23 protein-coding genes are annotated in these 25755 nt (G+C 71.2%); 16 read left to right on the top strand and 7 right to left on the bottom strand.

The genetic code is table 11. The features are described 5' to 3' along the window. Positions 1-58 precede the first annotated feature (58 nt). Positions 59-2116: a glycoside hydrolase family 31 protein gene (locus tag AB0D85_RS26910; RefSeq protein WP_362325169.1), complete on the bottom strand. Its 2058-nt coding sequence runs from the start codon at positions 2114-2116 to the stop codon at positions 59-61. Positions 2117-2192: 76 nt separating this feature from the next. Further along, on the bottom strand, positions 2193-3206 hold the full coding sequence (locus AB0D85_RS26905) for a LacI family DNA-binding transcriptional regulator (protein WP_362325166.1): 1014 nt from the start codon (positions 3204-3206) through the stop codon (positions 2193-2195). A gap of 233 nt (positions 3207-3439) precedes the next feature. Between AB0D85_RS26905 and AB0D85_RS26900 the strand changes: the two genes are divergently transcribed. After that, positions 3440-4249 (top strand): endo-1,4-beta-glucanase, encoded by an 810-nt coding sequence (locus AB0D85_RS26900; RefSeq protein ID WP_362325163.1) that lies wholly within the window; start codon positions 3440-3442, stop codon positions 4247-4249. Positions 4250-4395: 146 nt separating this feature from the next. Then, on the top strand, positions 4396-6330 hold the full coding sequence (locus AB0D85_RS26895; protein ID WP_362325160.1) for an acyl-CoA dehydrogenase family protein: 1935 nt from the start codon (positions 4396-4398) through the stop codon (positions 6328-6330). Positions 6331-6350: 20 nt separating this feature from the next. Here AB0D85_RS26895 and AB0D85_RS26890 read toward each other — a convergent pair whose 3' ends face one another. Next, a complete protein-coding gene (locus AB0D85_RS26890; RefSeq protein WP_362325157.1) occupies positions 6351-6809 on the bottom strand; it encodes a lamin tail domain-containing protein in 459 nt (152 codons plus the stop codon). Between the two features lie 184 nt (positions 6810-6993). Between AB0D85_RS26890 and dxr the strand changes: the two genes are divergently transcribed. The 6 genes from dxr (at position 6994) to AB0D85_RS26860 (ending at position 14555) form a co-directional block, all read left to right on the top strand. Next, a complete protein-coding gene (dxr, locus tag AB0D85_RS26885; protein WP_362325154.1) occupies positions 6994-8265 on the top strand; it encodes a 1-deoxy-D-xylulose-5-phosphate reductoisomerase in 1272 nt (423 codons plus the stop codon). An 8-nt stretch (positions 8266-8273) separates the two neighbouring features. After that, the gene (locus AB0D85_RS26880) at positions 8274-9566 is read left to right on the top strand and encodes a site-2 protease family protein (protein WP_362325860.1); all 1293 of its coding nucleotides are present in this window, start codon (positions 8274-8276) and stop codon (positions 9564-9566) included. A gap of 170 nt (positions 9567-9736) precedes the next feature. Beyond that, complete coding sequence (gene ispG / locus AB0D85_RS26875; RefSeq protein ID WP_362325151.1) at positions 9737-10894, top strand: flavodoxin-dependent (E)-4-hydroxy-3-methylbut-2-enyl-diphosphate synthase; 1158 nt, start codon at positions 9737-9739, stop codon at positions 10892-10894. A 444-nt stretch (positions 10895-11338) separates the two neighbouring features. Then, positions 11339-12187, top strand: a complete 849-nt coding sequence (locus AB0D85_RS26870) for a GNAT family N-acetyltransferase (protein ID WP_362325147.1) — start codon at positions 11339-11341, stop codon at positions 12185-12187. 42 nt (positions 12188-12229) lie between these two features. Next, on the top strand, positions 12230-12760 hold the full coding sequence (locus tag AB0D85_RS26865; protein WP_362325144.1) for a GNAT family N-acetyltransferase: 531 nt from the start codon (positions 12230-12232) through the stop codon (positions 12758-12760). A gap of 88 nt (positions 12761-12848) precedes the next feature. Further along, a complete protein-coding gene (locus AB0D85_RS26860) occupies positions 12849-14555 on the top strand; it encodes a proline--tRNA ligase (protein WP_362325141.1) in 1707 nt (568 codons plus the stop codon). 97 nt (positions 14556-14652) lie between these two features. On the opposite strand, the gene AB0D85_RS26855 is transcribed toward AB0D85_RS26860, so the two are convergent. Beyond that, positions 14653-15141, bottom strand: a complete 489-nt coding sequence (locus tag AB0D85_RS26855; protein ID WP_362325138.1) for a hypothetical protein — start codon at positions 15139-15141, stop codon at positions 14653-14655. A 39-nt stretch (positions 15142-15180) separates the two neighbouring features. Here AB0D85_RS26855 and AB0D85_RS26850 point away from each other — a divergent pair, with 39 nt between their 5' ends. The 4 genes from AB0D85_RS26850 to AB0D85_RS26835 are packed head-to-tail and all read left to right on the top strand — an operon-like array spanning position 15181 to position 18140. Beyond that, entirely contained in the window at positions 15181-16149 is a 969-nt protein-coding gene (locus AB0D85_RS26850) for an FAD:protein FMN transferase (protein WP_362325135.1), read from the top strand. Continuing rightward, a complete protein-coding gene (locus tag AB0D85_RS26845; RefSeq protein ID WP_362325132.1) occupies positions 16146-16721 on the top strand; it encodes a ferric reductase-like transmembrane domain-containing protein in 576 nt (191 codons plus the stop codon). Before AB0D85_RS26850 ends, AB0D85_RS26845 begins: the two co-directional genes overlap by 4 nt. Next, positions 16721-17938: an NADH-ubiquinone oxidoreductase-F iron-sulfur binding region domain-containing protein gene (locus AB0D85_RS26840; RefSeq protein ID WP_362325129.1), complete on the top strand. Its 1218-nt coding sequence runs from the start codon at positions 16721-16723 to the stop codon at positions 17936-17938. Before AB0D85_RS26845 ends, AB0D85_RS26840 begins: the two co-directional genes overlap by 1 nt. Before the next feature lies 1 nt (position 17939). Next, positions 17940-18140, top strand: a complete 201-nt coding sequence (locus tag AB0D85_RS26835; protein WP_362325126.1) for a ferredoxin — start codon at positions 17940-17942, stop codon at positions 18138-18140. 62 nt (positions 18141-18202) lie between these two features. Here AB0D85_RS26835 and AB0D85_RS26830 read toward each other — a convergent pair whose 3' ends face one another. From AB0D85_RS26830 to AB0D85_RS26820, 3 genes are read right to left on the bottom strand one after another with little or no spacing between them, the layout of a single operon-like run. Further along, positions 18203-19099 (bottom strand): aminoglycoside phosphotransferase family protein, encoded by an 897-nt coding sequence (locus AB0D85_RS26830; protein WP_362325123.1) that lies wholly within the window; start codon positions 19097-19099, stop codon positions 18203-18205. Positions 19100-19134: 35 nt separating this feature from the next. After that, complete coding sequence (locus AB0D85_RS26825) at positions 19135-19632, bottom strand: ferritin-like domain-containing protein (RefSeq protein WP_362325120.1); 498 nt, start codon at positions 19630-19632, stop codon at positions 19135-19137. Continuing rightward, complete coding sequence (locus AB0D85_RS26820) at positions 19629-20168, bottom strand: hypothetical protein (RefSeq protein ID WP_362325117.1); 540 nt, start codon at positions 20166-20168, stop codon at positions 19629-19631. The genes AB0D85_RS26825 and AB0D85_RS26820 overlap by 4 nt, the downstream gene beginning before the upstream one ends. Before the next feature lie 228 nt (positions 20169-20396). Between AB0D85_RS26820 and rimP the strand changes: the two genes are divergently transcribed. From rimP to infB, 4 genes are all read left to right on the top strand, one after another. Then, positions 20397-20900: a ribosome maturation factor RimP gene (gene rimP, locus AB0D85_RS26815; RefSeq protein ID WP_362325114.1), complete on the top strand. Its 504-nt coding sequence runs from the start codon at positions 20397-20399 to the stop codon at positions 20898-20900. A gap of 2 nt (positions 20901-20902) precedes the next feature. Continuing rightward, on the top strand, positions 20903-21889 hold the full coding sequence (gene nusA, locus AB0D85_RS26810) for a transcription termination factor NusA (protein ID WP_362325111.1): 987 nt from the start codon (positions 20903-20905) through the stop codon (positions 21887-21889). Positions 21890-22036: 147 nt separating this feature from the next. Continuing rightward, a complete protein-coding gene (locus AB0D85_RS26805) occupies positions 22037-22306 on the top strand; it encodes a YlxR family protein (protein WP_234536009.1) in 270 nt (89 codons plus the stop codon). Between the two features lie 154 nt (positions 22307-22460). After that, positions 22461-25589 carry a translation initiation factor IF-2 gene (gene infB, locus AB0D85_RS26800; RefSeq protein ID WP_362325107.1) on the top strand — a complete coding sequence of 1043 codons (3129 nt, stop codon included), beginning with the start codon at positions 22461-22463 and terminating at the stop codon, positions 25587-25589. Positions 25590-25755: the final 166 nt, after the last annotated feature.

Below are 25755 nucleotides of genomic sequence, written 5' to 3'. Positions count from 1 at the left end.
GCCCCACCACACCGCCGAGTTGAGACATTAACCGGCTGGTAACCGCCACCCGCCGGGACTACTCCGTCACCGGCAGTTCCGCCCCGTCCCGCAGGAACAGCGGAATACGATCCAGCGGCGCGTCCACCGTCACCGCCGTACCGCCCTCGTACGACTCACCCGTCCACGCGTCCGTCCACCGGGCACCCGCGGGCAGATACGTCGTCCGCGCCGTCGCCCCCGCCGTCAGCACCGGGGCCACCAGGAGGTCCCGGCCGAACAGGTACGCGTCGTCGACCGCCCAGGCCGCCTGGTCCTCCGGGAACTCCAGGAACAGCGGCCGCAGCACCGGCAGGCCCTCCTCGTGGGCCTCCCGCATGACCTCCAGGACGTACGGCCTGAGGCGCTCGCGCAGCCGCAGGTACTTCTCCAGGATCGCGCAGGCCTCCTCGCCGTACGACCACACCTCGTTCGGGCCGCCCGTCATGTCGGGGCCCAGCGGCATGCCCGGGTCGCGGAAGCCGTGCAGGCGCATCAGCGGGGACAGCGCGCCGAACTGGAACCAGCGGACCATCACCTCCCGGTACGCCGGGTCGTCCGGGTCGCCGCCGTGGAAGCCGCCGATGTCCGTGTTCCACCACGGGATGCCGGACAGCGCGGTGTTGAGGCCGGCCGCGATCTGGCGGCGCAGGGAGGCGAAGTCGGTGGGGACGTCACCCGACCACACGGCGGCCCCGTAGCGCTGACTGCCCGCCCACGCCGAGCGGTTGAGGGTGACGATCTCCTCCTCGCCCTCCGCGCGCAGGCCCTCGTAGAAGGTGCGGGAGTTCTCGGCGGGGTAGCTGTTGCCGACCTCCAGGCCGGGGCCCGTCCAGTAGCGCAGGTTCTCCTGGAAGCCGGGCTTGATCTCGGGCTCGCAGGCGTCCAGCCAGAAGGCCGTGATGCCGTACGGGTCCAGGTAGTTCTCCTTGACCTTCGACCACACGAAATCCCGGGCGTCCGGGTTGGTGGCGTCGTAGAAGGCCACCTGGACGGTCGACGCCACCTCCTTGTCCGGCCAGTCGGCGTGCGCCATCGGGCCGTACTGGGTGCCGATGAAGTAGCCGCGCTGCTCCATGACCGGGTGGTTCTCGGACAGGGGGGAGACCGAAGGCCAGACGCTGACCACCAGCTTGATGCCCAGCTCTTCCAGCTCGCGGACCATGGCGGCCGGGTCCGGCCACTCCTTCGGGTCGAACTTCCACTCGCCCAGGTGGGTCCAGTGGAAGAAGTCGCAGACGATCGCCGAGATGGGCAGGCCGCGGCGCTTGTACTCCCGGGCCACGGCGAGGAGTTCGTCCTGGGTGCGGTAGCGCAGCTTGCACTGCCAGAAGCCGGCCGCCCACTCCGGCAGCATCGGCGAACGCCCGGTCGCCGCACTGTAGTTGCGCTGCCCGTCCGCCGGAGTGCCGGCCGTGATCCAGTAGTCGAGCTGGCGGGCCGAGTCGGCCACCCAGCGGGTGCCGTTGCCGGCCAGCTCCACCCGGCCGATCGCCGGGTTGTTCCAGAGCAGGGTGTAGCCGCGGCTGGAGACCAGCACCGGGATCGAGACCTCGGCGTTGCGCTGGACCAGGTCGAGGACCAGGCCCTTCTGGTCCAGGCGGCCGTGCTGGTGCTGGCCCAGGCCGAACAGCTTCTCGCCCTCGTAGGCGGCGAACCGCTGCTCCAGGCGGTGGTAGCCGTTGCCGACCGCCGTGTAGAGGCGCGGGCCGGGCCACCAGAAGTGGGCGCGTTCCTCGGCGAGGATCTCCGAGAGGTCGTCGGTGCGCAGGAACCGGACCAGGCCCTCGGCGGACACCTCGACGGTCAGCGCGCCGACCGTCAACCACCCTTCCCCGTCACCGATCTTGACGGTCGACTCGGCGGATGGGCGCTCGTCGAGCAGCGCGCCCGGCAGACCGTCGAGGACCGGACCGCCGAGCCGGGCACGCACCCGGACCGCGTCCGGTCCCCACGGCTCGATCCGCAGCGTCTCCTGGCGCCCGCTCCACTCCAGCGCGCCGTCCCGCTCGCGGAAGGTGCCGACGGTGGGGGAGGACTGCGCGAGGCTGACCTTGGGCTGGTCGTCCGCGGACTGGTTTTCGGCAGGCTGATTCATGTCACGTGCTCCTGAAGGAGTGCAGACAGGGGGGTGCCCCGGCAGGGCAGGGCAGATGAGCCGGAAGAAGAAGGGTTCAGGACCCGGCCGGCGCCGGTCCCGTGCTCGCCCGTACGGTCAACTCGGGTGCGATCAGCACGACTTCGTCACTGCCCCGGCCGTCCAGCTTGGCGACCAGGTGCTCCACGGCGTGCCGGCCCATCTCCTGGGCGGGGATGGCGACCGAGGTCAGCCGCACCGAGGCCTGGACGGCGACCTGGTCCGGGCAGATCGCGACCACGGACACGTCCTCGGGCACGGCCCGGCCCTGCTGGCGCAGCAGCGCGAGCAGCGGCTCCACCGCGGACTCGTTCTGGACGACGAAGCCCGTGGTGCCCGGGCGCTCGTCGAAGATCCGGGCCAGGGTGGCGGCCATCGCGTCGTACCCGCCCTCGCACGGCCGGTGCAGCACCCGAAGGCCCAACTCCCGTGCGCGGGACCGGAGTCCGTCGAGGGTGCGCTCGGCGAATCCGGTGTGCCGCTCATAGACCGCGGGGGCCTCGCCGATGACAGCGATGTCACGGTGACCGAGCTTCCCGAGGTGTTCCACACACAGCGCCCCGGTCGCCCCGAAGTCGAGATCGACGCAGGTCAGCCCGGAGGTGGAGGCGGGCAGGCCGATGAGCACGGAGGGCTGGTCGGTCTGGCGCAGCAGGGGCAGCCGCTCGTCCTCCAGCTCCACGTCCATCAGGATCATGGCGTCGGCCAGTCCGCTGCCGGTGACCCGGCGGACCGCGTCCGGACCCTCCTCGCCCGTGAGCAGCAGGACGTCGTAGCCGTGGATGCGGGCCGTGGTGGCCACCGCGATCGCGATCTCCATCATCACCGGCACGTACATGTCCGTACGGAGCGGGATCATCAGCGCGATGATGTTCGACCGGCTGCTGGCCAGGGCGCGGGCGCCCGCGTTCGGGTGGTAGCCCAGCTCCCGGATGCTCTGCTCGACCCGTTGCCGGGTGGTGGTGGAGATGGACCGCTTGCCGCTGAGGACATAGCTCACCGTGCTCGCCGAGACTCCGGCGTGCTGGGCGACCTCGGCGAGGGTGACCATCCAGCTCTCCAAGCTTTGTGAAGCGCTTCGACAGTGCGCATTGCTGACAAGGGCGAGTGAGGGTGGTTCGACAGTAGCCCCAGTGGGGGTGGGTGTCCATAGGCTGTCGAAGCGCTTCGACAACCAATTCGGAGCCCGGAGTCGGCAACCTTTCGAAGGGGTGGCGGCGACAAAGAGGTCGTACGGCCGTCAGACGGGTCGTACTCCGAACCGTCCCCCGGAAGGACCCCTCGATGCAACACCGCAGACCGCGCCTGTCCAAGAAGGCGAAGACGCTGCTCGCCGCCTCGGTCGCCCTCGCGGCCGCCGTCGGCGTCGGCGTGGCGCAGGCCGGCGAGTCGAGCAAGAAGTGCACCGCCTTCGACACGATCACGCTCGGCAAGTACTACGTCAACAACAACCTCTGGGGCCAGGACAAGGGCACCGGCACCCAGTGCGTCTGGGACAACTCCCAGTCGGGCTCGACGGTCTCCTGGGGGACGTCGTACACCTGGGCGAACAACAGCAAGGGCACCGACGCGGACGTGAAGTCGTACGCGAGCACGGTCCTCGGCTGGCACTGGGGCTGGAAGGTCGACAAGGCCGCCACCGGCCTGCCCGTCCGGGTCGGCGACCGCAAGAAGGTCACCGCGAAGTGGAGCTTCACCCTCAGTTCCGACCCGGGGACCACGGACGTGGCCTACGACCTCTGGCTGCACAACAAGAGCACCGCGGACTGGCAGGACCAGCCCACCGACGAGATCATGGTCTGGCTCAACCGCCAGGGCGGCGCGGGCCCGCTGGGCACCAAGTACGGCAGCGTCAGCCTCGACGGCGCGATGTGGGACATCTACCAGGGCAACATCGGCTGGAACGTCTACTCCTTCGTCCGCCGCGCCAACACCACCAGCGCCACGCTCGACCTGGACGACTTCACCCAGGCCCTGGTCCGCCGCAAACTGCTGAGCAACGACAAGTACGTCTCCGGCATCGAGGCCGGCACCGAGGTCTTCAAGGGCTCGGGGCGCCTTGACACCAAGTCGTACTCCGTCGACATCGGCTGAGAGACGACCGTCGGGACGGTCGGACCGTCCACCGATCGGACCGCGAGGACTGGTGGGGGCGGCCCGTTTCGGGTACCAACGATCCAGTAGCACTGGTCGGTAACGAACGGTCCTCAAAGTCCCCTTTTGTGGCGAGGTGAGCCTCAATGTCCGCCCCCACCACCAAGAAACCCACCGTCACCGAGCGGGAGGCCCGCCAGGTGGCGGAGGCCGCCCGGGAACAGAACTGGCGCAAGCCCAGCTTCGCCAAGGAACTGTTCCTCGGGCGCTTCCGGCTCGACCTCATCCACCCTCATCCGCTCCCCGCGGACGAGGACGTACAGCGCGGCGAGGAGTTCCTCGCGAAGCTGCGCGAGTTCTGCGAGTCGAAGATCGACTCCGCGGTCATCGAGCGCGACGCGCGCATCCCCGACGAGGTCATCGCCGGTCTCAAGGAGATCGGCGCCCTCGGCATGAAGATCGACCCCAAGTACGGCGGCCTCGGCCTCACCCAGGTCTACTACAACAAGGCCCTCGCCCTGGTCGGCTCCGCGAACCCGGCGGTCGGCGCGCTGCTCTCCGCCCACCAATCCATCGGCGTACCGCAGCCGCTCAAGATCTTCGGCACCCAGGAGCAGAAGGACGCCTTCCTGCCCCGCTGCGCCCGCACCGACATCTCGGCGTTCCTGCTCACCGAGCCGGACGTCGGCTCGGACCCGGCGCGCCTCGCCACCACCGCCGTACGGGACGGGGACGACTACGTCCTCGACGGCGTGAAGCTGTGGACGACCAACGGCGTGGTCGCCGACCTGCTCGTGGTCATGGCCCGGGTCCCGAAGTCCGAGGACGGCAAGGGCGGTATCACGGCCTTCGTCGTCGAGGCGGACTCGCCGGGCATCACCGTCGAGAACCGCAACGCCTTCATGGGCCTGCGCGGCATCGAGAACGGCGTGACCCGCTTCCACCGGGTCCGGGTCCCGGCGGCCAACCGCATCGGCCCCGAGGGCTCGGGCCTCAAGATCGCGCTCACCACCCTCAACACCGGCCGGCTCTCCCTGCCCGCGATGTGCGTGGGCGCCGGCAAGTGGTGCCTGAAGATCGCCCGGGAGTGGTCGGCGGCCCGTGAGCAGTGGGGCAAGCCGGTCGCGCTGCACGAGGCGGTCGGCTCCAAGATCAGCTTCATCGCGGCGACCACCTTCGCGCTGGAGGCGGTCGTCGACCTGTCCTCCCAGATGGCCGACGAGAACCGCAACGACATCCGCATCGAGGCCGCCCTCGCCAAGCTCTACGGCAGCGAGATGGGCTGTCTGATGGCGGACGAGCTGGTCCAGATCCGCGGCGGCCGAGGCTTCGAGACGGCGGCGTCCCTCGAGGCACGCGGCGAACGGGCGGTCCCGGCCGAGCAGATCCTGCGCGACCTGCGGATCAACCGCATCTTCGAGGGCTCCACGGAGATCATGCACCTGCTGATCGCCCGTGAGGCCGTGGACGCCCACCTCTCGGTCGCCGGCGACCTCATCGACCCCGACAAGTCCCTCCAGGACAAGGCGAAGGCGGGCGCCAACGCGGGCGTCTTCTATGCCAAGTGGCTGCCGAAGCTGGTCGCGGGTCCGGGCCAGCTCCCGACGTCGTACGGCGACTTCAAACACGGCGTGGATCTCGCCCCGCATCTGCGCTACGTCGAGCGCCATGCCCGCAAACTCGCCCGCTCCACCTTCTACGCCATGTCCCGCTGGCAGGGCCGGATGGAGACCAAGCAGGGCTTCCTGGGCCGGATCGTGGACATCGGCGCCGAGCTGTTCGCGATGAGCGCGGCCTGCGTCCGTGCCGAGCTGCTGCGCAGCCAGGGCGAGCACGGCCGCGAGGCCTACCAGCTCGCCGACGCGTTCTGCCGGCAGGCCCGCATCCGCGTCGACGAGCTGTTCACCCGCCTGTGGTCGAACACCGACGACCTGGACCGCAAGGTCGTCAAGGGCGTCCTCGGCGGCTCCTACGAGTGGCTGGAGCAGGGGGTCGTCGACCCGTCGGGCGACGGCCCGTGGATCGCCGACGCGACCCCCGGACCCTCGCAGCAGGACAACGTCCGCCGCCCCCTGAAGTAGCGATTCAGCGCAGTAGCGTTTCAGCAGTACTTGTCGCTCGGATCCCGCGTCGTCCAGGAGCAGGAGTCGACCTTGGCGCCACTCGCCCTGGTCAGCGTCGCCGTGTCACTGGTGTTGTTCCACACGTAGGCACGGCGGTTCTGGAACTTGTCCGACGCGGTGTCCGTGCCCCGGCCCGTGTGCACCTTCATCGTCTTGCGGGCGCCGATCCTGACGTCCTTGAAGACGTACCGGTGGTTGGAGGCGTCCTTCAGGATCCAGCCCTTGAGCGAGACGGCCGAGCCGCCGGTGTTCTTGATCTGCACCCACTCGGCGTTGAGGCTGGCGTTGGAGCGGTTGTCGCTGCCCGGGCTGTCGAACCAGACGTGGTAGATGGTCACACCGCCGGCCGCCTGGGCCGGGGTGCTGAGCACGGTGCCGGTGAGCAGCGCGGCGCCCGCGAGCGCGGGCAGGGCAGCACGTATCCGCGGAGTACGCATGAAGAGATCCCCCCTGGATCCGAATTGAGCCGTTCATCCGACGGCTCGACAGAAGTGTTATCACATGATCTTCACGTGAACCTCACAAAGGGAATTCCGCGTCATACGGCGCCAAGAACTGATAAGGCACCCGCGCGAGGGACGCGCTGTCCTCCGGGCCGCCGGTTGCGGCAACAATGGGGGGATGACCGACAGTCCCGCCAGTCCGGCACCCCTCGCGGACCCGCACCTCGTCTACGACCCGCTCCCGGGCGACGGCCCGAAGGACGTGGTGATCCTCGGCTCCACCGGATCCATCGGCACCCAGGCCATCGACCTCGTGCTGCGCAACCCCGACCGCTTCCGGGTCACCGCCCTGTCCGCCAACGGCGGCCGGGTCGCCCTCCTCGCCGAGCAGGCGCACCGGCTGCGGGTGCGGACCGTCGCGGTCGCCCGCGAGGACGTCGTACCGGCGCTGCGCGAGGCGCTGACGGGCCTGTACGGCACCGGTGAACCGCTCCCCGAGATCCTCGCCGGCCCCGACGCGGCCACGCACGTCGCCGCCTCCGAGTGCCACACCGTCCTCAACGGCATCACCGGCTCCATCGGCCTCGCGCCGACCCTCGCCGCCCTGGAGGCGGGCCGCACCCTCGCGCTCGCCAACAAGGAGTCGCTGATCGTCGGCGGCCCGCTGGTCAGGGCACTGGCCAAGCCGGGCCAGATCATCCCGGTCGACTCCGAGCACGCGGCGCTCTTCCAGTCGCTGGCGGCGGGGACCAGGGCCGACGTCCGGAAACTGGTCGTGACCGCCTCCGGCGGCCCCTTCCGCGGCCGTACGAAGGCCGAGCTGGCCGACGTCACCGTCGAGGACGCGCTCGCCCACCCCACCTGGGCGATGGGACCGGTCATCACGATCAACTCCGCGACCCTGGTGAACAAGGGGCTGGAAGTGATCGAGGCGCACCTCCTCTACGACATTCCCTTCGATCGCATTGAGGTGGTCGTACACCCGCAGTCGTATGTCCACTCGATGGTTGAGTTCACGGACGGATCCACGATCGCGCAGGCGACGCCCCCCGACATGCGTGGGCCGATCGCCATCGGTCTCGGCTGGCCCGAACGGGTCCCGGACGCGGCGCCCGCCTTCGACTGGAGCAAGGCGTCCACCTGGGAGTTCTTCCCGCTGGACAACGAGGCCTTCCCGTCCGTGAACCTCGCCCGGCACGTCGGAGAGCTCGCGGGCACCGCCCCGGCGGTGTTCAATGCGGCCAACGAGGAGTGCGTCGAGGCCTTCCGGACCGGTCTGCTTCCCTTCAACGGGATCATGGAGACCGTCACCCGGGTGGTCGAGGAGCACGGCAGCCCGCGTACGGGAACTTCGCTCACCGTGTCGGACGTCCTCGAAGCGGAGACCTGGGCACGGGCCCGGGCCCGGGAACTGACAGCACAGAAGGCGACCGCGGAGGCGCGTGCATGACAGCCCTGATGATGATCCTCGGCATAGTCGTCTTCGTGATCGGCCTGCTGGTCTCGATCGCCTGGCACGAGCTGGGCCACCTCTCCACCGCCAAGCTCTTCGGCATCCGCGTCCCGCAGTACATGGTCGGCTTCGGCCCGACCATCTGGTCGCGGCGCAAGGGCGACACGGAGTACGGCATCAAGGCCATCCCGGCCGGCGGCTACATCCGCATGATCGGCATGTTCCCGCCCGGCGCGGACGGCCGGGTCACCGCCCGCTCCACCTCGCCCTGGCGCAGCATGATCGAGGACGCCCGCTCGGCCGCCTTCGAGGAACTCCAGGAGGGCGACGAGAGCCGCCTCTTCTACACGCGCGCTCCCTGGAAGCGCGTGATCGTGATGTTCGCGGGCCCCTTCATGAACCTGGTCCTCGCCGTCGCCCTCTTCCTCACCGTCCTGATGGGCTTCGGCATCAGCCAGCAGACCACCACGGTCAGCACGGTCTCCCAGTGCGTGATCGCGCAGAGCCAGAACCGCGACACCTGCAAGAAGACCGACGCGGCCTCCCCGGCCGCCGCCGCGGGCCTCAAGGCGGGCGACAAGATCCTCTCCTTCAACGGGGTGGCCACCACCAGCTGGAACCAGCTCTCCGACCTGATCCGCGCCACCCCCGGCAAGGACGTCGCGATCGTCGTCGACCGCAAGGGCCAGGACGTCACCCTGCACGCGAAGATCGCCACCAACCAGGTCGCCAAGAAGGACTCCAGCGGCCAGATCGTCCAGGGCCAGTACGTCACCGCCGGCTTCCTCGGCTTCAGCGCCGCGACCGGCATCGTCCACCAGGACTTCGGCGAGTCGGTGACCTGGATGGGCGACCGCCTCGGCGAGGCCGTCGACTCCATCGCGGGCCTGCCCGGCAAGATCCCGGCCCTGTGGGACGCGGCCTTCGACGGCGCCCCCCGCCAGCCGGACTCCCCGATGGGCGTGGTCGGCGCGGCCCGCGTCGGCGGCGAGATCTTCACCCTGGACATCCCGCCCACCCAGCAGCTGGCCATGGCACTGATGCTGGTGGCGGGCTTCAACCTCTCCCTGTTCCTCTTCAACATGCTCCCGCTGCTCCCGCTGGACGGCGGCCACATCGCCGGTGCCCTGTGGGAGTCCCTGCGCCGCAACCTGGCAAGGGTCCTCCGCCGCCCGGACCCCGGCCCGTTCGACGTGGCGAAGCTGATGCCGGTGGCTTATGTGGTGGCGGGGGTGTTCGTCTGCTTCACGATCCTCGTCCTGATCGCCGACGTGGTTAACCCGGTGAAAATCTCGTAGCCATACGACGTTCGAAGCGGCCCGGAACACTCTGTTCCGGGCCGCTTCCATTGAGTGGGTTTACGGGTGGGGGATGTGCTCGCCCCTGTGCCGGTGCCGTAATCTCGAAGCCTGGAACCCGCTTCGGACGGGACCTGGACCTAGATCCACGACTTGGGGTTGCACAGCAGATGACTGCGATTTCTCTCGGCATGCCGTCCGTTCCGACCAAGCTCGCCGAGCGCCGGAAGAGCCGGCAGATCCAGGTCGGCTCCGTGGCGGTCGGCGGAGACGCCCCGGTCTCGGTCCAGTCGATGACCACGACCCGCACGTCCGACATCGGCGCGACCCTCCAGCAGATCGCCGAGCTGACGGCGTCCGGCTGCCAGATCGTCCGGGTCGCCTGCCCGACCCAGGACGACGCGGACGCCCTCGCGACCATCGCCCGCAAGTCGCAGATCCCGGTGATCGCGGACATCCACTTCCAGCCGAAGTACGTCTTCGCCGCGATCGAGGCGGGCTGCGCCGCCGTCCGCGTCAACCCGGGCAACATCAAGCAGTTCGACGACAAGGTCAAGGAGATCGCGGCGGCCGCGAAGGACCACGGCACCCCGATCCGCATCGGCGTGAACGCCGGCTCCCTGGACCGCCGGCTGCTCCAGAAGTACGGCAAGGCGACGCCCGAGGCCCTGGTCGAGTCGGCCCTGTGGGAGGCGTCCCTCTTCGAGGAGCACGACTTCCGGGAGATCAAGATCTCCGTCAAGCACAACGACCCGGTCGTGATGATCGAGGCGTACCGCCAGCTCGCCGCCCAGTGCGACTACCCGCTCCACCTCGGCGTCACGGAGGCGGGCCCGGCCTTCCAGGGCACGATCAAGTCGGCCGTCGCCTTCGGCGCGCTCCTGTCCCAGGGCATCGGCGACACGATCCGCGTCTCCCTCTCCGCGCCTCCGGTCGAGGAGGTCAAGGTCGGCAACCAGATCCTGGAGTCCCTCAACCTCAAGCAGCGCGGCCTGGAGATCGTCTCCTGCCCGTCCTGCGGCCGCGCCCAGGTCGACGTCTACAAGCTCGCCGAAGAGGTCACGGCCGGCCTCACCGGCATGGAGGTCCCCCTCCGCGTCGCGGTCATGGGCTGCGTCGTCAACGGCCCCGGCGAGGCCCGCGAGGCCGACCTCGGCGTCGCCTCCGGCAACGGCAAGGGCCAGATCTTCGTCAAGGGCGAGGTCATCAAGACGGTCCCGGAGTCCAAGATCGTCGAAACCCTCATCGAGGAGGCCATGAAGCTGGCCGAACAGATGGAGGCGGAGGGCGTGGCGTCGGGCGAGCCGACGATCGCAGTCGCGGGCTGAGCACAGTCCCCGGGCGCCGGGGGAAGGTTGTTTCCGCCCCCGCCGCCCCTACCCATCCCATCCCCAAGGGGCTGCACCCCTCTGATCCGGCCCGCGGCTTCGCTTCGACAGGAAGCTGAGCCTCTTCGCTCCCGCCGGGGCTAGCACCCCGCAAGGGCCGCGGGCCTGTTTCGATGTGCGGCTGTCGCCCAGGACGAGCGCCCCGAAAGGGGCGCGGGGAACTGCGCGGCCAGCCACACACGACCGGTACGCGCGACCGGGCAACCCCTCCCGAGCTCATGGGCGCTTGACAGCGGGGGCCTGGGGGCGGCAGCCCCCAGGGGCAAGGGGACTGCAGCAGACGGCAACCTACAAGCCAGCGGCAACCCACACGAGGCAGCACGGCTCAGCCTCCGCAGGTACAGTGCGGAGATCAGCAGAACTCCTCAGCGTGAGGCCCCGCACGTGTTGACGCAGACCACCTCACGGGTGCTCGAACCGAGTGACCTGGACGCCGCGCTCGCCGTACTCGACCGCGAGCCGGTCACGAACGCCTTCGTGACCTCACGCGTCCAGGTGGCCGGCCTCGACCCCTGGCGCCTCGGCGGCGAGATGTGGGGCTGGTACGAGGACGGCATGCTCACGTCCCTCTGCTACGCCGGCGCCAACCTCGTTCCGATCTGCGCCACCCCGCGCGCGATCCGGGCCTTCGCCGACCGGGCCCGCCGGGCCGGCCGCCGCTGCTCCTCGATCGTGGGCCCCTCCGAGTCCACCGCCCAGCTGTGGCGCCTCCTGGAACCGCACTGGGGCCCGGCCCGAGAGGTCCGCGGCCACCAGCCCCTGATGGTCACCGAGCGCATGCCCGCCGACATCGCCCCCGATCCCTACGTCCGCCGCATCCGCAAGGACGAGATGGAAGCGATCATGCCGGCGTGCGTGGCGATGTTCACGGAGGAGGTGGGCGTCTCCCCGATGGCCGGCGACGGTGGCCTCCTCTACCAGGCGAGGGTGGCCGAACTCGTAGGCTCCGGGCGCTCGTTCGCCCGGCTCGACGAGAACGGCAAGGTGGTCTTCAAGGCGGAGATCGGCGCGGCGACGGCGGAGGCCTGCCAGATCCAGGGCGTCTGGGTGGCCCCCGAGTACCGGGGCAGGGGCCTGGCGGCCCCGGGGATGGCAGCGGTCCTCCGCTACGCACTGGCGGACGTGGCCCCGGTGGTCAGCCTCTACGTCAACGACTTCAACACGGCGGCGAGAAGGACGTACTTGAGGGTGGGCTTCCAGGAGGTCGGCGCGTTCATGAGCGTTCTGTTCTGACCGTTCGCTACGACAACCGGAAGCCCCTGTACCCTCCCCCTCATGGACCTCGTGATCGGCCCCCTGGACCTCCCCTCCCATGTAGACGAGGCCCTGGCAGTCCAGGCGATCGCCTTCGGCCTGGGCCCCGACGAGGTAGCGGTCCGCCGTCAGATCGTCCTGCGGCACATGCAGTACCCCGGGGCAAGGGCCCTCGGCGCGACGGCCGAAGGCCACCTCGTCGGCTTCGTCTACGGCATGCCGAACAGCCGCACCCACTGGTGGTCCACCGTCGTTGAGCCCTACCTCCGCGCCCAGGGCCACGCCGACTGGCTCGACAGTTCCTTCGTCATCACCGAGCTGCATGTGCACCCCCGCTACCAGAACCGCGGTATCGGCCGCCGCCTGATCACGTTGATCACCGACAGCGCCGCCGAGCCCCGTTCGATCCTCTCCGCGATCGACACCGACAGCCCGGCCCGCGGCCTCTACCACTCCCTCGGCTACGTCGACCTCGCCCGCCAGGTCCACTTCCCCAGCGCCCCGAAGCCGTACGCCGTCATGGGCGCCCCCCTGCCGCTGCGCCGCAGATGATCCGGCCGCCGTTAACGGATTTCCACCGGCACAGCAAGCCCGGCTAACCTCCTAGCCATCAACCTTTCCCGGCAGGAGTACGAGAACCATGGCGAACGCACCGGTCCAACGCATGTCCCAGTTGCTGGCGAAGACGCTGCGTGACGACCCGGCGGACGCCGAGGTCCTCAGCCACAAGCTTCTCGTCCGCGCGGGCTACGTCCGCCGTACGGCGGCCGGGATCTGGTCGTGGCTGCCGCTCGGCCTGAAGGTGCTGTCCAACATCGAGCGGGTCGTCCGCGAGGAGATGGACGCGATCGGCGCCCAGGAGGTGCTGCTCCCGGCCATCCTGCCCCGGGAGCCGTACGAGGCGACCGGCCGCTGGGAGGAGTACGGCGCCGAGCTGTTCCGCCTCCAGGACCGCAAGGGCGGCGACTACCTCCTCGGCCCCACCCACGAGGAGATCTTCACCCTGCTGGTGAAGGACCAGGCGTCGTCGTACAAGGACCTGCCCGTCATCCTCTACCAGATCCAGAACAAGTACCGGGACGAGGCCCGCCCGCGCGCCGGCATCCTGCGCGGCCGCGAGTTCCTCATGAAGGACTCCTACTCCTTCGACCTGGACGACGACGGCCTCGCCCACTCCTACGCCCTGCACCGCCAGGCCTACCAGCGGATCTTCGAGCGCCTCGGCCTCGACTACCGCATCTGCGCGGCCACCGCCGGCGCCATGGGCGGCTCGAAGTCGGAGGAGTTCCTGGCCCCGGCCGAGGCCGGCGAGGACACCTTCGCCGACTGCCCGAACTGCGACTTCGCGGCGAACACCGAGGCGATCACGTACGAGCTGAAGCCGGTGGACGCCACCGGTGTGCCCGCGCTCGAGGAGATCCCGACCCCGGACACCCCGACCATCGAGACCCTCGCCGCGCACCTCGGTGTCCAGGCCTCGGACACCCTGAAGAACCTCCTGGTGAAGGTCGACGGCGAGATCGTGGCCGTCGGTGTCCCGGGCGACCGCGAGGTCGACATGGACAAGGTCGAGGCGCACTTCGCCCCGGCCGCCGTCGAGCTGGTCACCGAGTCCGACTTCGCGGGCCGTCCCGACCTGGTCCGCGGCTACGTCGGCCCGCAGGGCCTCGGCGAGAAGCTGAAGTACATCGCCGACCCGCGGGTGGCCCCCGGCACCGCCTGGATCACCGGCGCCAACAAGGAGGGCATGCACGCGAAGAACGTGGTGTCCGGCCGTGACTTCGAGGTCGACGAGTTCGTCGACGTCGTCGTGGTGAAGGACGGCGACCCGTGCCCGAAGTGCGGCACCGGCCTGAAGCTGGACCGCGCCATCGAGATCGGCCACATCTTCCAGCTGGGCCGCAAGTACGCCGACGCCCTCAAGCTCGACGTCCTCGGCCAGAACGGCAAGCCGGTCCGCGTCACCATGGGTTCCTACGGCATCGGCGTCTCCCGTGCCGTCGCCGCCCTCGCCGAGCAGACCGCCGACGAGCACGGCCTGGTCTGGCCCCGCGAGGTCGCCCCGGCCGATGTGCACGTCGTCGCCGCGGGCAAGGCCCTGCAGACCGAACTCGCCCTGGAGGTCTCCGAGAAGCTGCGGGCGGCCGGCCTGCGCGTCCTGGTCGACGACAGGGCCGGGGTCTCCCCGGGCGTGAAGTTCACGGACGCGGAGCTCATCGGCGTACCGCAGATCCTGGTCGCGGGCCGCCGCTCCGGCGAGGGTGTCCTGGAGCTCAAGGACCGCAAGTCGGGCGAGCGCGAGGAGCTGACGGTCGACGAGGCGATCACCCGCCTGACCGCCAACTGATTTCAACTCCCTCTGCGGGGGCCGCCGGTGACCCACCGGCGGCCCCCGCGTCTTTTCAGGAACGTCTCAGACAGTTCTTCCGATCCATATGGGAGCCTCACAGACTTCTCTCAGGCCGATACCCGAACGTAATGCGTGACAGAGAGTCACGCAGGAGGGGATCGGTCATGACCGAGAGAGTGCAGGGCACGCGGCAAGGAGATCGGCCGGGGGATCGGCAGGGGGAGCGGGGCGCGGCCGCTGCGGTCCGCCGGGGCACCCGGCGCACAGCGGCCCTGGCGGCGGCGGTCACGCTCGCCGCGGCGGCCGGGGTGTTCGCCCTGGTCGGCACGATGCAGTCGGACGCCGAGACGACGGCGAGCGGCAGCGGTACGACGTCGAGCAGCACCAGCTCCTCCGGGAACAGCTCCGGCTCGACGAGCACGGACAGCTCCTCGTCCTCGACCTCGACCTCCAAGTCGTCCGACTCGTCCAGCTCCTCCAGCCCGTCCAGCTCCACAAGCTCCTCCAGCTCGTCGAGTTCGTCGAGTTCTTCGAGTTCCTCGAACTCCTCCTCGGACCTCCAGTCCTCCTCCGACGGACTCACCTCCGGCAGCGGCTCCTCCGACTCCACCTCGGGGGCGTCATGACCACCACCGCCCTCCGCACCACGGCCGCCACCGAATGGCGCGCCCTGGGCACCACCGTCCGTCTGGTCGTCACCGACACCGCCCTGCTGGACTCGTGCAACCTGCTCCTCGCCCGTCAGCTCGCCGAGGTGGACGCGGCCTGCAGCCGGTTCCGCGCCGACTCCGAACTGGCCGCCCTCGACACCGCCCACGGCCGTCCGGTCCGGGTCAGCCCGCTGCTCGCCGAGGCCCTCGCCGTCGCCCTGCGCGCGGCCGAGGCGACGGACGGCGCGGTGGACCCCACGGTCGGCTCGGCGATGGACGCGATCGGCTACGACCGCGACTTCACCCTCGTCCGCGAGGACGACCGCCCGGTCTCCCTGCGCGTCCGCCGCGCCCCCGGCTGGCGCAGGGTCACCCTCGACCGGGAGACCGGCACGGTCACCGTCCCCGAGGGCGTCCGCCTCGACCTGGGCGCCACCGCCAAGGCCTGGGCCGCCGACCGGGCCGCGAAGATGCTGGCCGACGCGGCCGGCTGCGGCGTGCTGGTGAGCCTCGGCGGCGACACGGCAGTCGCCGGCGAGCCCCCGGCGGGCGGCTGGCAGATCCGCGTCCAGGACATCACCGGGCCGGTCGGGGAGACGCCCGCGCAGGGGTCGTACGACACCGTCGGGCTGCGCTCCGGCGGCCTCGCCACCTCCGGTACCACCGCCCGCCGCTGGCAGCGCGGCGGCTACGACCTCCACCACATCGTCGATCCGCGCACCGGCCTGCCGGTCCGCTCCCCGTGGCGCACGGTCTCGGTGGCCGCAGTGAGCTGCGCCGACGCCAACGCGGCGACCACGGCGGCCCTGGTCAAGGGCGCGGGCGCGGAACGCTGGCTGACCCGCCTCGGCCTCCCCGCCCGCCTGGTGGCGCACAACGGCACGGTCGTCACGACCCCCGGCTGGCCCGCCCCCCTCGCGGCCCTGGAGGCGGCGGCATGACCTCCGAGACCCTCTGGTACGCCAACCGGGCCACCGGCGCCGTCTGCCTGGTCCTCTTCACGGTCGTCGTCCTGCTCGGCATCGCCGTCCGCCTGCGCACCCGCCTCCCCGGTCTGCCCCGCTTCGGCACGGTCACCCTCCACCGCACCCTCTCCCTGTCCGCGACCGCCTTCCTGGCCCTGCACATCGCGGTGGCGGTCATCGACAGCTACGTCAACATCACGGTCCTCGACGCCCTCGTCCCCTTCGTCTCCGACTACCAGCCGCTCTGGCTCGGCCTGGGCACGGTCGCCTTCGACCTGATGCTCGCGGTCCTGGTCACCAGCCTCCTGCGCGACCGACTCGGCCACCGCGCCTGGCGGGCCGTGCACTGGCTGGCGTACGCCTCCTGGCCGGTCGCCCTCGTCCACGGCATCGGCATCGGCACGGACGCCGGCACCGACTGGATGACCTGGCTGACCGTGGCCTGCGTGGCGACGGTGATCACCGCCTTCGCCCTGCGCACCGCGCAGGCCGTCCGTACCTCCCGCCAGACCCCCGCCGCACTCCTGCACACCGAAGGGGCCCACTGATGACCACGCTCTTCACGGATGTCTACATGTCCCCACGCCTGCTGGCCCCCGGCGGCACCCCGGCCGACCTCGCCACGCACGAACAGCGCTACGGCCCCCTCGCGTACGGCGCTCCGGCCGCCCTCCTGCGCACGCTCGCCGAATCCGGCCTCACCGGACGGGGCGGGGCGGGCTTCCCGGCGTACCGCAAGTTCGTCGCGGTCGCCGACGCGGCCCGCCGCACCGAGCGCGCACCGGTCGTCGTCGCGAACGGCGCGGAGAGCGAACCGGCCAGCCACAAGGACAAGACCCTTCTGCACCTCTCACCCCATCTGGTCCTGGACGGGCTGCAGTTGGCGGCCGAGGCGATCGGCGCGGAGGAGGCCTACCTCGCCGTCGAGGACGGCGCCTCCTACCTGGAGTCGGCCATCGCCCAGCGCCGTGATCCGGTACGGGTGCAGGTCGTACGACTGCCCGCCCGCTTCCTCTCCGGCCAGGCCTCGGCCCTCGTCCAGTACCTCTCCGGCGGCCCGGCCCGCCCCACCCACCCGAACCCGCCGGTCCGCGAACGCGGGGTGCGCCGCGCCCCCACCCTGGTCCAGAACGTCGAGACCCTGGCCCACCTGGCCCTGATAGCCCGCTACGGCGCGGAGTGGTTCCGCTCGGCGGGTACCCCCGCCGAACCCGGCAGCATCCTGTGCACCCTGCATGTCCCGGGCCGCGAAGCCCGGGTCGTGGAAGCCCCGTTCGGCATGACGGTCGGCCGGCTCCTCCCGCTGGAGGGCGCGTCCGCCGCCCTGATCGGCGGCTACCACGGCACCTGGATCCCGGCCGCGGAGGCCGCCCGGGTCCCCCTGTCCTCCGCGTACCTGGGAGCGGGCGTCCTGGCCGCCCTCCCCGCCGACCGCTGCGGCCTGACCGAAACCGCCCGCGTCCTGCGCTACCTGGCGCTGCAGTCGGCGGGCCAGTGCGGCCCCTGCCTCAACGGCCTCCCGCGCATGGCCGCGGCCTTCCAGACCCTGGCCACGCCGGGCCCCCAGGGCACCACCCGCACGGACATCTCCCGCTGGGCGGGCCTGGTGGAGGGCAGAGGCGCCTGCCACCACCCCGACGGCACGATCCGCCTGGTCCGCAGCGCCCTCACGACGTTCACGACGGAACTCGACGCCCACGCGCACGGCCACTGCACCGCGACCGACCGCACCCCGCTGCTCCCCGTACCGACCGAGAGGATCTGACATGGAACAGCACATAGACATCGACTGGACGTCCTGCCAGGGCCACGGCCTGTGCGCGGAACTCCTCCCGGAACACATCACCCTGGACGAATGGGGCTACCCACTGGTCGACGGCCGCCCCATCCCACCCCGCACAAGGAAACGGGCGCGCAGAGCGGCGGCGGACTGCCCGGTCCTGGCCTTGAAACTGAGGGAGGGCTGAGCGCCCCTTCAGGGGCGCGGGGAACTGCGCGCCCAGCCCCCACGCACCCGCACCCAAAACCGTCAGACCCACCCGGCGAATTCGAGCAACAGCTCCGCATCCCTCGGCCGCCCCACACGCCGCGCCCGCACACCCGACTCGACCGCACGGAACAGCGTCCACCCCCGCAGCCGCTCCTGGTCGACCTCCAGGGACTCCGCGAGCCGCTTGATCCGCCGCCGCGTGATGGACGCCCCGGAGGGGGACGCGATCAGATCCTCGACCCGGTCCCGTACGAGCCGCGCCAGATCGAACGCACACTCCCCGACCACGGGATCCGGCCCCACGGCCAGCCACGGCAGCCGCTCCCCGGCCAGCACCTTGCTCTGCCGGAACGTGCCGTGCAGCAGCCGCCGCTCGGGCGGTGAGACCAGCAACTCCTCCCGAGCCGCGATCGCCGCCTCCACCAACGGCGCCACGTCGGCGTCGCCGGCCGCCCGGGCCATCGCCGCCGCCTGCCGGCCCGTGCGCTCCGCCACGGTCTCGAAGACCGGCCCCTGCGGCGGCTCCACCCAGAGCCGTCGCAGCGTCCCCGCCGCCTCCAGGAGCGCCTTCGCCTCGGGCAGCGACCGTACCGAGACCTCCGGATGCAGCCGCTCCAGCAGCAGCACCCCGGCGGCCGCGTCGGCCTCCAGCAGCTGCACCGCGCCCAGCCCGCCCCAGTGCGCCAGTGCGGCGGCCTCGCTCTCCGGCCGGGCCCGTCGAGGGGCCAGCTTCAGTACGGCCGGTGTGCCGTCCACCCGCCGTACCAACAGGACGACACTGCTGCGGCCGCCCGGCACCTGAACCCGCTCCACGGTCAACTCGCGTAGCGCGACGGCCTGTTCCACCGCTCCCGGCAGCTTCGCCAGCCACTCGTCACCGTCCGGCGCCGTCTCACCGAGCGCCTTCACCAGGCGCCGCGGCGGTTCGAAAGCCATACGCGAGTCGTTCCCTTCCTGCTCTGAATCCTGCTCTAGGGAGTTGCCGAAGCCGAAGGCGAGGCCGACCCACCGGCCACTCCCGCCCCCGCCGTCGCGGCCGCCCGTTCGGCGAGCCCAGGGAAGGCTACGCTCTCCCCGCTCCACCGCACCGCCCGCACCGCGGCCTCCCGCAGCGCCCCGGCCGCCGACCCGCGCCGCTCGCCGGAGGACGCCCGGACCAGGTCGGAGTAGACGTCGGCCACCCGCTCCTCCAACTCGGCGGCGAGCCGTACGGCCGTCGCCGAGTCGGTCACCGCGAACGGCAGCGCGTACGCGGCACTCGCGGCCACGGGCCGACCGCCCAGGTCCCGTACCTCGCGGACCAGCGCGTCCCGGCGGGCCCGGTGCGCGTCGTACGCCGAGCGTGCCTCGGCCTGCCGCTGCGCACCGATCCGGCCGCCGACGACGCCGTACCCGTACACCGCCGCGTGCTCCGCCGCCAGCGCCGCCTGGAGCGCGGTCAGCACCCCGGCCTCGGCCTTGTCGCTCACTTGCCACCCTCCGTCAGCAGGTACGCGTGTCCGGCCCCGGCCGCCGCCACCCCGGCCAGCAGCCGCGCCAGCTCGCCCGGTACGTCCAGCAGCGCCTTGGCCCGCTGGTCGGCGAGGGTCCGCTCGGCGGTGGCCAGGGAGGCGAGCGCGGACTTCTCGTCGGCCGGGACCGCGGGGGAGGAGGCCGACACGGACGGCGAGGCGGTCGCCGATCCCGTTGCGGACCCTGTCGGTGTGGGCGAAGCCGCGCCCTCCTCGAACGCCGCGGCGTGCGCCGCCACCTGTGCCCGCAGCGGCCGCAGCCGCTCCGCGAGCGTCGGATGGGCGGCGAGGACGGCGTCGTACTGCCGGAGCAGGCCCCGGCTGTCCCGGGCCGCACGCGCGCGTGCCCGTGCGGAGACCGACGGGCTGCCGCCGCTGCCGGCGGAGTCGGGGCGGGTGGAGCAGCCCGCCAGCACGGCGACCGAGGCCGCCGAAACGATCAGGCTCCTTCTGCGTACTCCCGAGGGGGTACGCGACGGCGGGGGGAACGACACTGCAGACGTCCTCGGGGGGGCTGGATACGAAGAAAAACGAAAGGGAAAGCGCAAGGAAAAGGGCAGGGACGGACCCGCCCGTGATCACCGTACCCGCGCACCTGTCCGACGCCACTCATCGGCACCGCCCGTACCCAGGTGGACGGCAACACACCTCACGACCCGATACCCTTTGACCAGACACGCGACCCATCCCACAACAGCACACGCGGCCGAGGAGTCACCCGGATGAGCACCACCCAGAGCGAGAGGCTGCGAGAGCTCCTGGAACCGCTCGTCACCTCCCAGGGCCTGGATCTGGAAGAGATCGCCGTGGACTCCGTCGGACGCAAGCGAGTGCTGCGCGTCGTCGTCGACTCCGACGCCGGAGCGGACCTGGACCAGATCGCCGATGTGAGCCGTGAGCTCTCGGCGAAGCTCGACGAGACCGACGCGATGGGCGAGGCGGAGTACACCCTCGAGGTCGGCACCCCGGGCGCGGAGCGACCCCTCAAGGAGCACCGGCACTATGTGCGGGCCGTGGAGCGCCTGGTGAGGTTCCAGCTGACCGAGGGCGGGGAACTGGTCGCGAGAATCCTGGACGTCGACGACGAGGGCCTCGACCTGGAGGTGCCCGGCGTCAAGGGCCGCAAGGCCACCACCCGCAGACTCGCCTTCGCCGACATCGACAGGGCGCGCGTCCAGGTCGAGTTCAACCGCAAGGACAAGAACGAGAAGGAAGAGGAGGCGTAGCCGTGGACATCGACATGAGTGCCCTGCGGGGCTTGGTTCGGGAGAAGGAGATCTCCTTCGACCTGCTGGTCGAGGCGATCGAGTCGGCCCTCCTCATCGCCTACCACCGCACCGAGGGAAGCCGCCGACACGCGCGCGTGGAGCTCAACCGGGAGACCGGGCATGTGACCGTGTGGGCGAAGGAGGACCCCGAGGACCTGGAGGAGGGGCAGGAGCCGCGCGAGTTCGACGACACCCCGTCGGGCTTCGGGCGGATCGCCGCCACCACCGCCAAGCAGGTGATCCTGCAGCGGCTGCGGGACGCCGAGGACGACGCCACGCTCGGTGAGTACGCCGGGCGCGAGGGCGACATCGTCACCGGTGTGGTCCAGCAGGGCCGCGACCCGAAGAACGTGCTCGTCGACATCGGCAAGCTGGAGGCCATCCTGCCGGTGCAGGAGCAGGTGCCCGGCGAGACGTACCAGCACGGTCTGCGGCTGCGGTCGTACGTCGTCCGGGTGGCGAAGGGTGTCCGCGGGCCGTCCGTGACGCTGTCCCGCACGCACCCGAACCTAGTGAAGAAGCTCTTCGCGCTGGAGGTGCCGGAGATCGCCGACGGGTCGGTCGAGATCGCCGCCATCGCCCGCGAGGCCGGTCACCGGACGAAGATCGCGGTCCGCTCCACCCGTTCGGGTCTGAACGCCAAGGGCGCCTGTATCGGCCCCATGGGCGGCCGGGTCCGCAACGTCATGGGCGAGCTGAACGGCGAGAAGATCGACATCGTCGACTGGTCGGACGACCCGGCCGAGATGGTGGCGAACGCGCTGTCCCCGGCCCGCGTCTCCAAGGTCGAGGTCGTGGACCTGGCGTCCCGCTCCGCCCGGGTGACCGTGCCGGACTACCAGCTGTCGCTGGCGATCGGCAAAGAGGGACAGAACGCCCGTCTCGCCGCCCGGCTCACCGGCTGGCGCATCGACATCCGACCGGACACCGAACAGGTGTCCGAGTAGATCACCGGGCGGATGACGCCGCTCCTCGTCCCGGGTTCACTCGGACGAGGGGAATAGTTCCAAGCCGCAGGTCGCTTGGATTACGACAACGGCCGTTCGATCTTTGCCCCGAAGGGGTGAGGTCGGTGCGGGGAGGTAGACTTAGCGGTGTCTGGCCGGACGCGTGCCCGCGCATGCCCTGAGCGCACCTGTGTGGGGTGCAGGCAGCGAGCGGCCAAGACCGAACTGCTGCGGATCGTGGCGGTCGAGGACGAATGTGTCCCCGATCCTCGCGGTACGCTGCCCGGCCGGGGTGCATATGTACACCCCGTCCAGGTCTGTCTGGACCAGGCGGTACGCCGCCGGGCACTCCCGCGGGCGCTGCGCGCCCCGGGCCCGCTCGACGTAAAGGCGTTGCGCCGGTACGTCGAGCAGTAACACCGTAAGAAGCGTCGCGCGGAACGTCCGTGCGGCTCTGGTACCCCGCGAGTTGGAAGTAGGTCGAGATTGCGATGAGCACTCGATGAGCACGCGATGAGTACGCCCATGAAGTAGCGACGGTCCGGACGCACCCGGACCTAAAAGGAGCGAAGTGGCTAAGGTCCGGGTATACGAACTCGCCAAGGAGTTCGGGGTTGAGAGCAAGGTCGTCATGGCCAAGCTCCAGGAACTCGGTGAATTCGTCCGTTCGGCGTCTTCGACCATCGAAGCGCCCGTTGTACGCAAGCTGACCGACGCCCTCCAGGGCGGCGGCAGCGGCAAGCCCGCCCCGCGCAAGGCGGCCCCCAAGCCCGGCGCGCCCTCTCCGGCGCAGTCGGCCCGTCCGGGTGCCCCGAAGCCGGGTGCCCCTCGTCCGGCTGCCCCGCAGCCTGCCGCCCCGGCCGCGCCCGCGGCTCCGGTGGCGCCCGCCGCCGCGGCACCCGCCGCCCCGGCTCCGGTCACCCCCGCGCCGGCCGCCTCCGGCCCGCGTCCGGGTCCCCGGCCCGCCCCGCGTCCGGCTCCGGCCGCGCCCGAGTTCACGGCCCCGCCGGCGCCTCCGGCCGCCGCGGCGCCGAGCCCGGCCGCCGCGCAGGGTCCGCGTCCCGGTGGCCAGGGTCCGCGTCCGGGTCAGGGTGCCCCGCGCCCCGGTGGCCGTCCGGCCCCCGGTCAGCGTGATGCCCGTCCGGGTCAGGGTGCCCCGCGCCCCGGTGGCCAGGGCCAGCGTCCGGGCGGTGCCCGTCCGGCCGGTCCGCGTCCGGGCAACAACCCCTTCACGTCCGGTGGCTCCACCGGCATGGCCCGTCCGCAGGCCCCGCGCCCGCAGGGCGGTCCGCGCCCGGGTGGCCCCGGTGCCCCCGGCGCCGGTCCCCGTCCGCAGGCGCCCGGCGCCCAGGGCGGCGGTCCGCGTCCCCAGGCTCCCGGCGGTTCCCGTCCGAGCCCGTCCGGCATGCCCCGCCCGCAGGGCGGTCCGCGTCCCGGTGGCGGCTCCGCGGGTCCGCGCCCGAACCCCGGCATGATGCCGCAGCGTCCCGCTGCCGGCCCGCGTCCCGGCCCCGGTGGCGGCGGTCGCGGTCCCGGCGGTGCGGGTCGTCCCGGTGGCGGCGCCGGTCGTCCCGGTGGTGGCGGCGGCTTCGCCGGTCGTCCCGGCGGTGCCGGTGGCGGCGCCCGTCCCGGTGGTGGCGGCGGCTTCGCCGGTCGTCCCGGTGGCGGTGGCCCCGGCGGCGGTGGCGGCGGCTTCGGCGGCGGTCCCGGTGGTGGCGGCGGCGGTCGTCCCGGCTTCGGCGGTCGTCCCGGCGGTCCCGGCGGCCGTGGTGGCACGCAGGGCGCCTTCGGCCGTCCCGGCGGTCCGGCGCGTCGCGGTCGCAAGTCGAAGCGGCAGCGTCGCCAGGAGTACGAGGCCATGCAGGCCCCGAGCGTCGGCGGCGTGATGCTGCCGCGCGGCGGCGGCGAGACCATCCGTCTCTCCCGCGGCGCGTCGCTCACCGACTTCGCGGAGAAGATCAACGCCAACCCGGCGTCCCTCGTCGCGGTCATGATGAACCTCGGCGAGATGGTCACGGCCACGCAGTCCGTCTCCGACGAGACGCTCCAGCTCCTCGCCGGCGAGATGAACTACCAGGTTCAGATCGTCAGCCCGGAGGAGGAGGACCGCGAGCTGCTCGAGTCCTTCGACATCGAGTTCGGCGAGGACGAGGGCGACGAGGAGGACCTGGTGGTCCGCCCGCCGGTCGTCACCGTCATGGGTCACGTCGACCACGGTAAGACCCGACTGCTCGACGCCATCCGCAAGACGAACGTCATCGCGGGCGAGGCCGGCGGCATCACCCAGCACATCGGTGCCTACCAGGTCTCGACGCAGGTCAACGACGAGGACCGCGCGATCACCTTCATCGACACCCCGGGTCACGAGGCGTTCACCGCCATGCGTGCCCGTGGTGCCCGGTCGACGGACATCGCGATCCTGGTCGTCGCGGCCAACGACGGCGTCATGCCGCAGACGGTCGAGGCGCTCAACCACGCCAAGGCGGCCGACGTCCCGATCGTCGTCGCGGTCAACAAGATCGACGTCGAGGGCGCCGACCCGACCAAGGTGCGCGGTCAGCTGACCGAGTACGGCCTGGTGGCCGAGGAGTACGGCGGCGACACGATGTTCGTCGACATCTCCGCCAAGCAGGGTCTGCACATCGACTCGCTGCTGGAGGCCGTGGTCCTCACCGCGGACGCCTCGCTCGACCTGCGGGCCAACCCGCACCAGGACGCGCAGGGTATCTCCATCGAGTCCCGCCTCGACCGCGGCCGCGGTGCCGTGGCGACGGTCCTCGTCCAGCGAGGCACGCTGCGGGTCGGCGACACGATGGTCGTGGGCGACGCCTACGGTCGCGTCCGCGCCATGCTCGACGACAACGGCAACAACGTCGCCGAGGCCGGCCCCTCCACGCCGGTCCAGGTCCTGGGTCTGACCAACGTCCCGGGCGCCGGCGACAACTTCCTCGTGGTCGAGGAGGACCGTACGGCCCGCCAGATCGCGGAGAAGCGTGCGGCGCGCGAGCGCAACGCGGCCTTCGCGAAGCGCACGCGCCGCGTGTCCCTGGAGGACCTGGACAAGGTGCTCAAGGCCGGCGAGATCCAGCAGCTCAACCTCATCATCAAGGGTGACGCTTCTGGTTCCGTCGAGGCCCTGGAGTCCTCCCTGCTCCAGCTGGACGTCGGCGAAGAGGTCGACATCCGCGTCCTGCACCGCGGCGTCGGTGCGGTCACGGAGTCCGACATCGACCTGGCGATGGGCTCCGACGCCATCGTGATCGGCTTCAACGTCCGCGCGGCCGGCCGCGCGGCGCAGATGGCCGAGCGCGAGGGTGTGGACGTCCGGTACTACTCGGTCATCTACCAGGCGATCGAGGAGATCGAGGCGGCCCTGAAGGGCATGCTCAAGCCGGAGTACGAGGAGGTCGAGCTCGGTACGGCGGAGATCCGCGAGGTCTTCAAGTCGTCCAAGCTGGGCAACATCGCCGGTGTCCTCATCCGCTCGGGCGAGGTCAAGCGCAACACGAAGGCCCGCCTCGTCCGCGACGGCAAGGTCATCGCGGAGAACCTCAACATCGAGGGCCTGCGCCGCTTCAAGGACGACGTCACCGAGATCCGCGAAGGCTACGAGGGTGGTATCAACCTCGGAAACTTCAACGACATCAAGATCGACGACGTCATCGCGACGTACGAGATGCGCGAGAAGCCGCGGGTGTAAGCCCTGCGGTGGGTGCCGGCCGACGGTACTTCGGTACCGTCGGCCGGCACTTTTCCCGCCGGCCGACAGGAACCGCCATGGGCTCCGCCCCTGGCGGGGTCCGGGGTGGCGCCCCGTGCCAGGCACCGCGGTGCACGGCGGGGTAAAACCCCGTCGAGCCTCCGGC

It is taken from the genome of Streptomyces sp. NPDC048277, assembly GCF_040652235.1.
Classification (GTDB): domain Bacteria; phylum Actinomycetota; class Actinomycetes; order Streptomycetales; family Streptomycetaceae; genus Streptomyces.
Note: the sequence above shows the minus strand (reverse complement) of the source record. Positions and strands in the feature narration are given on the sequence as shown.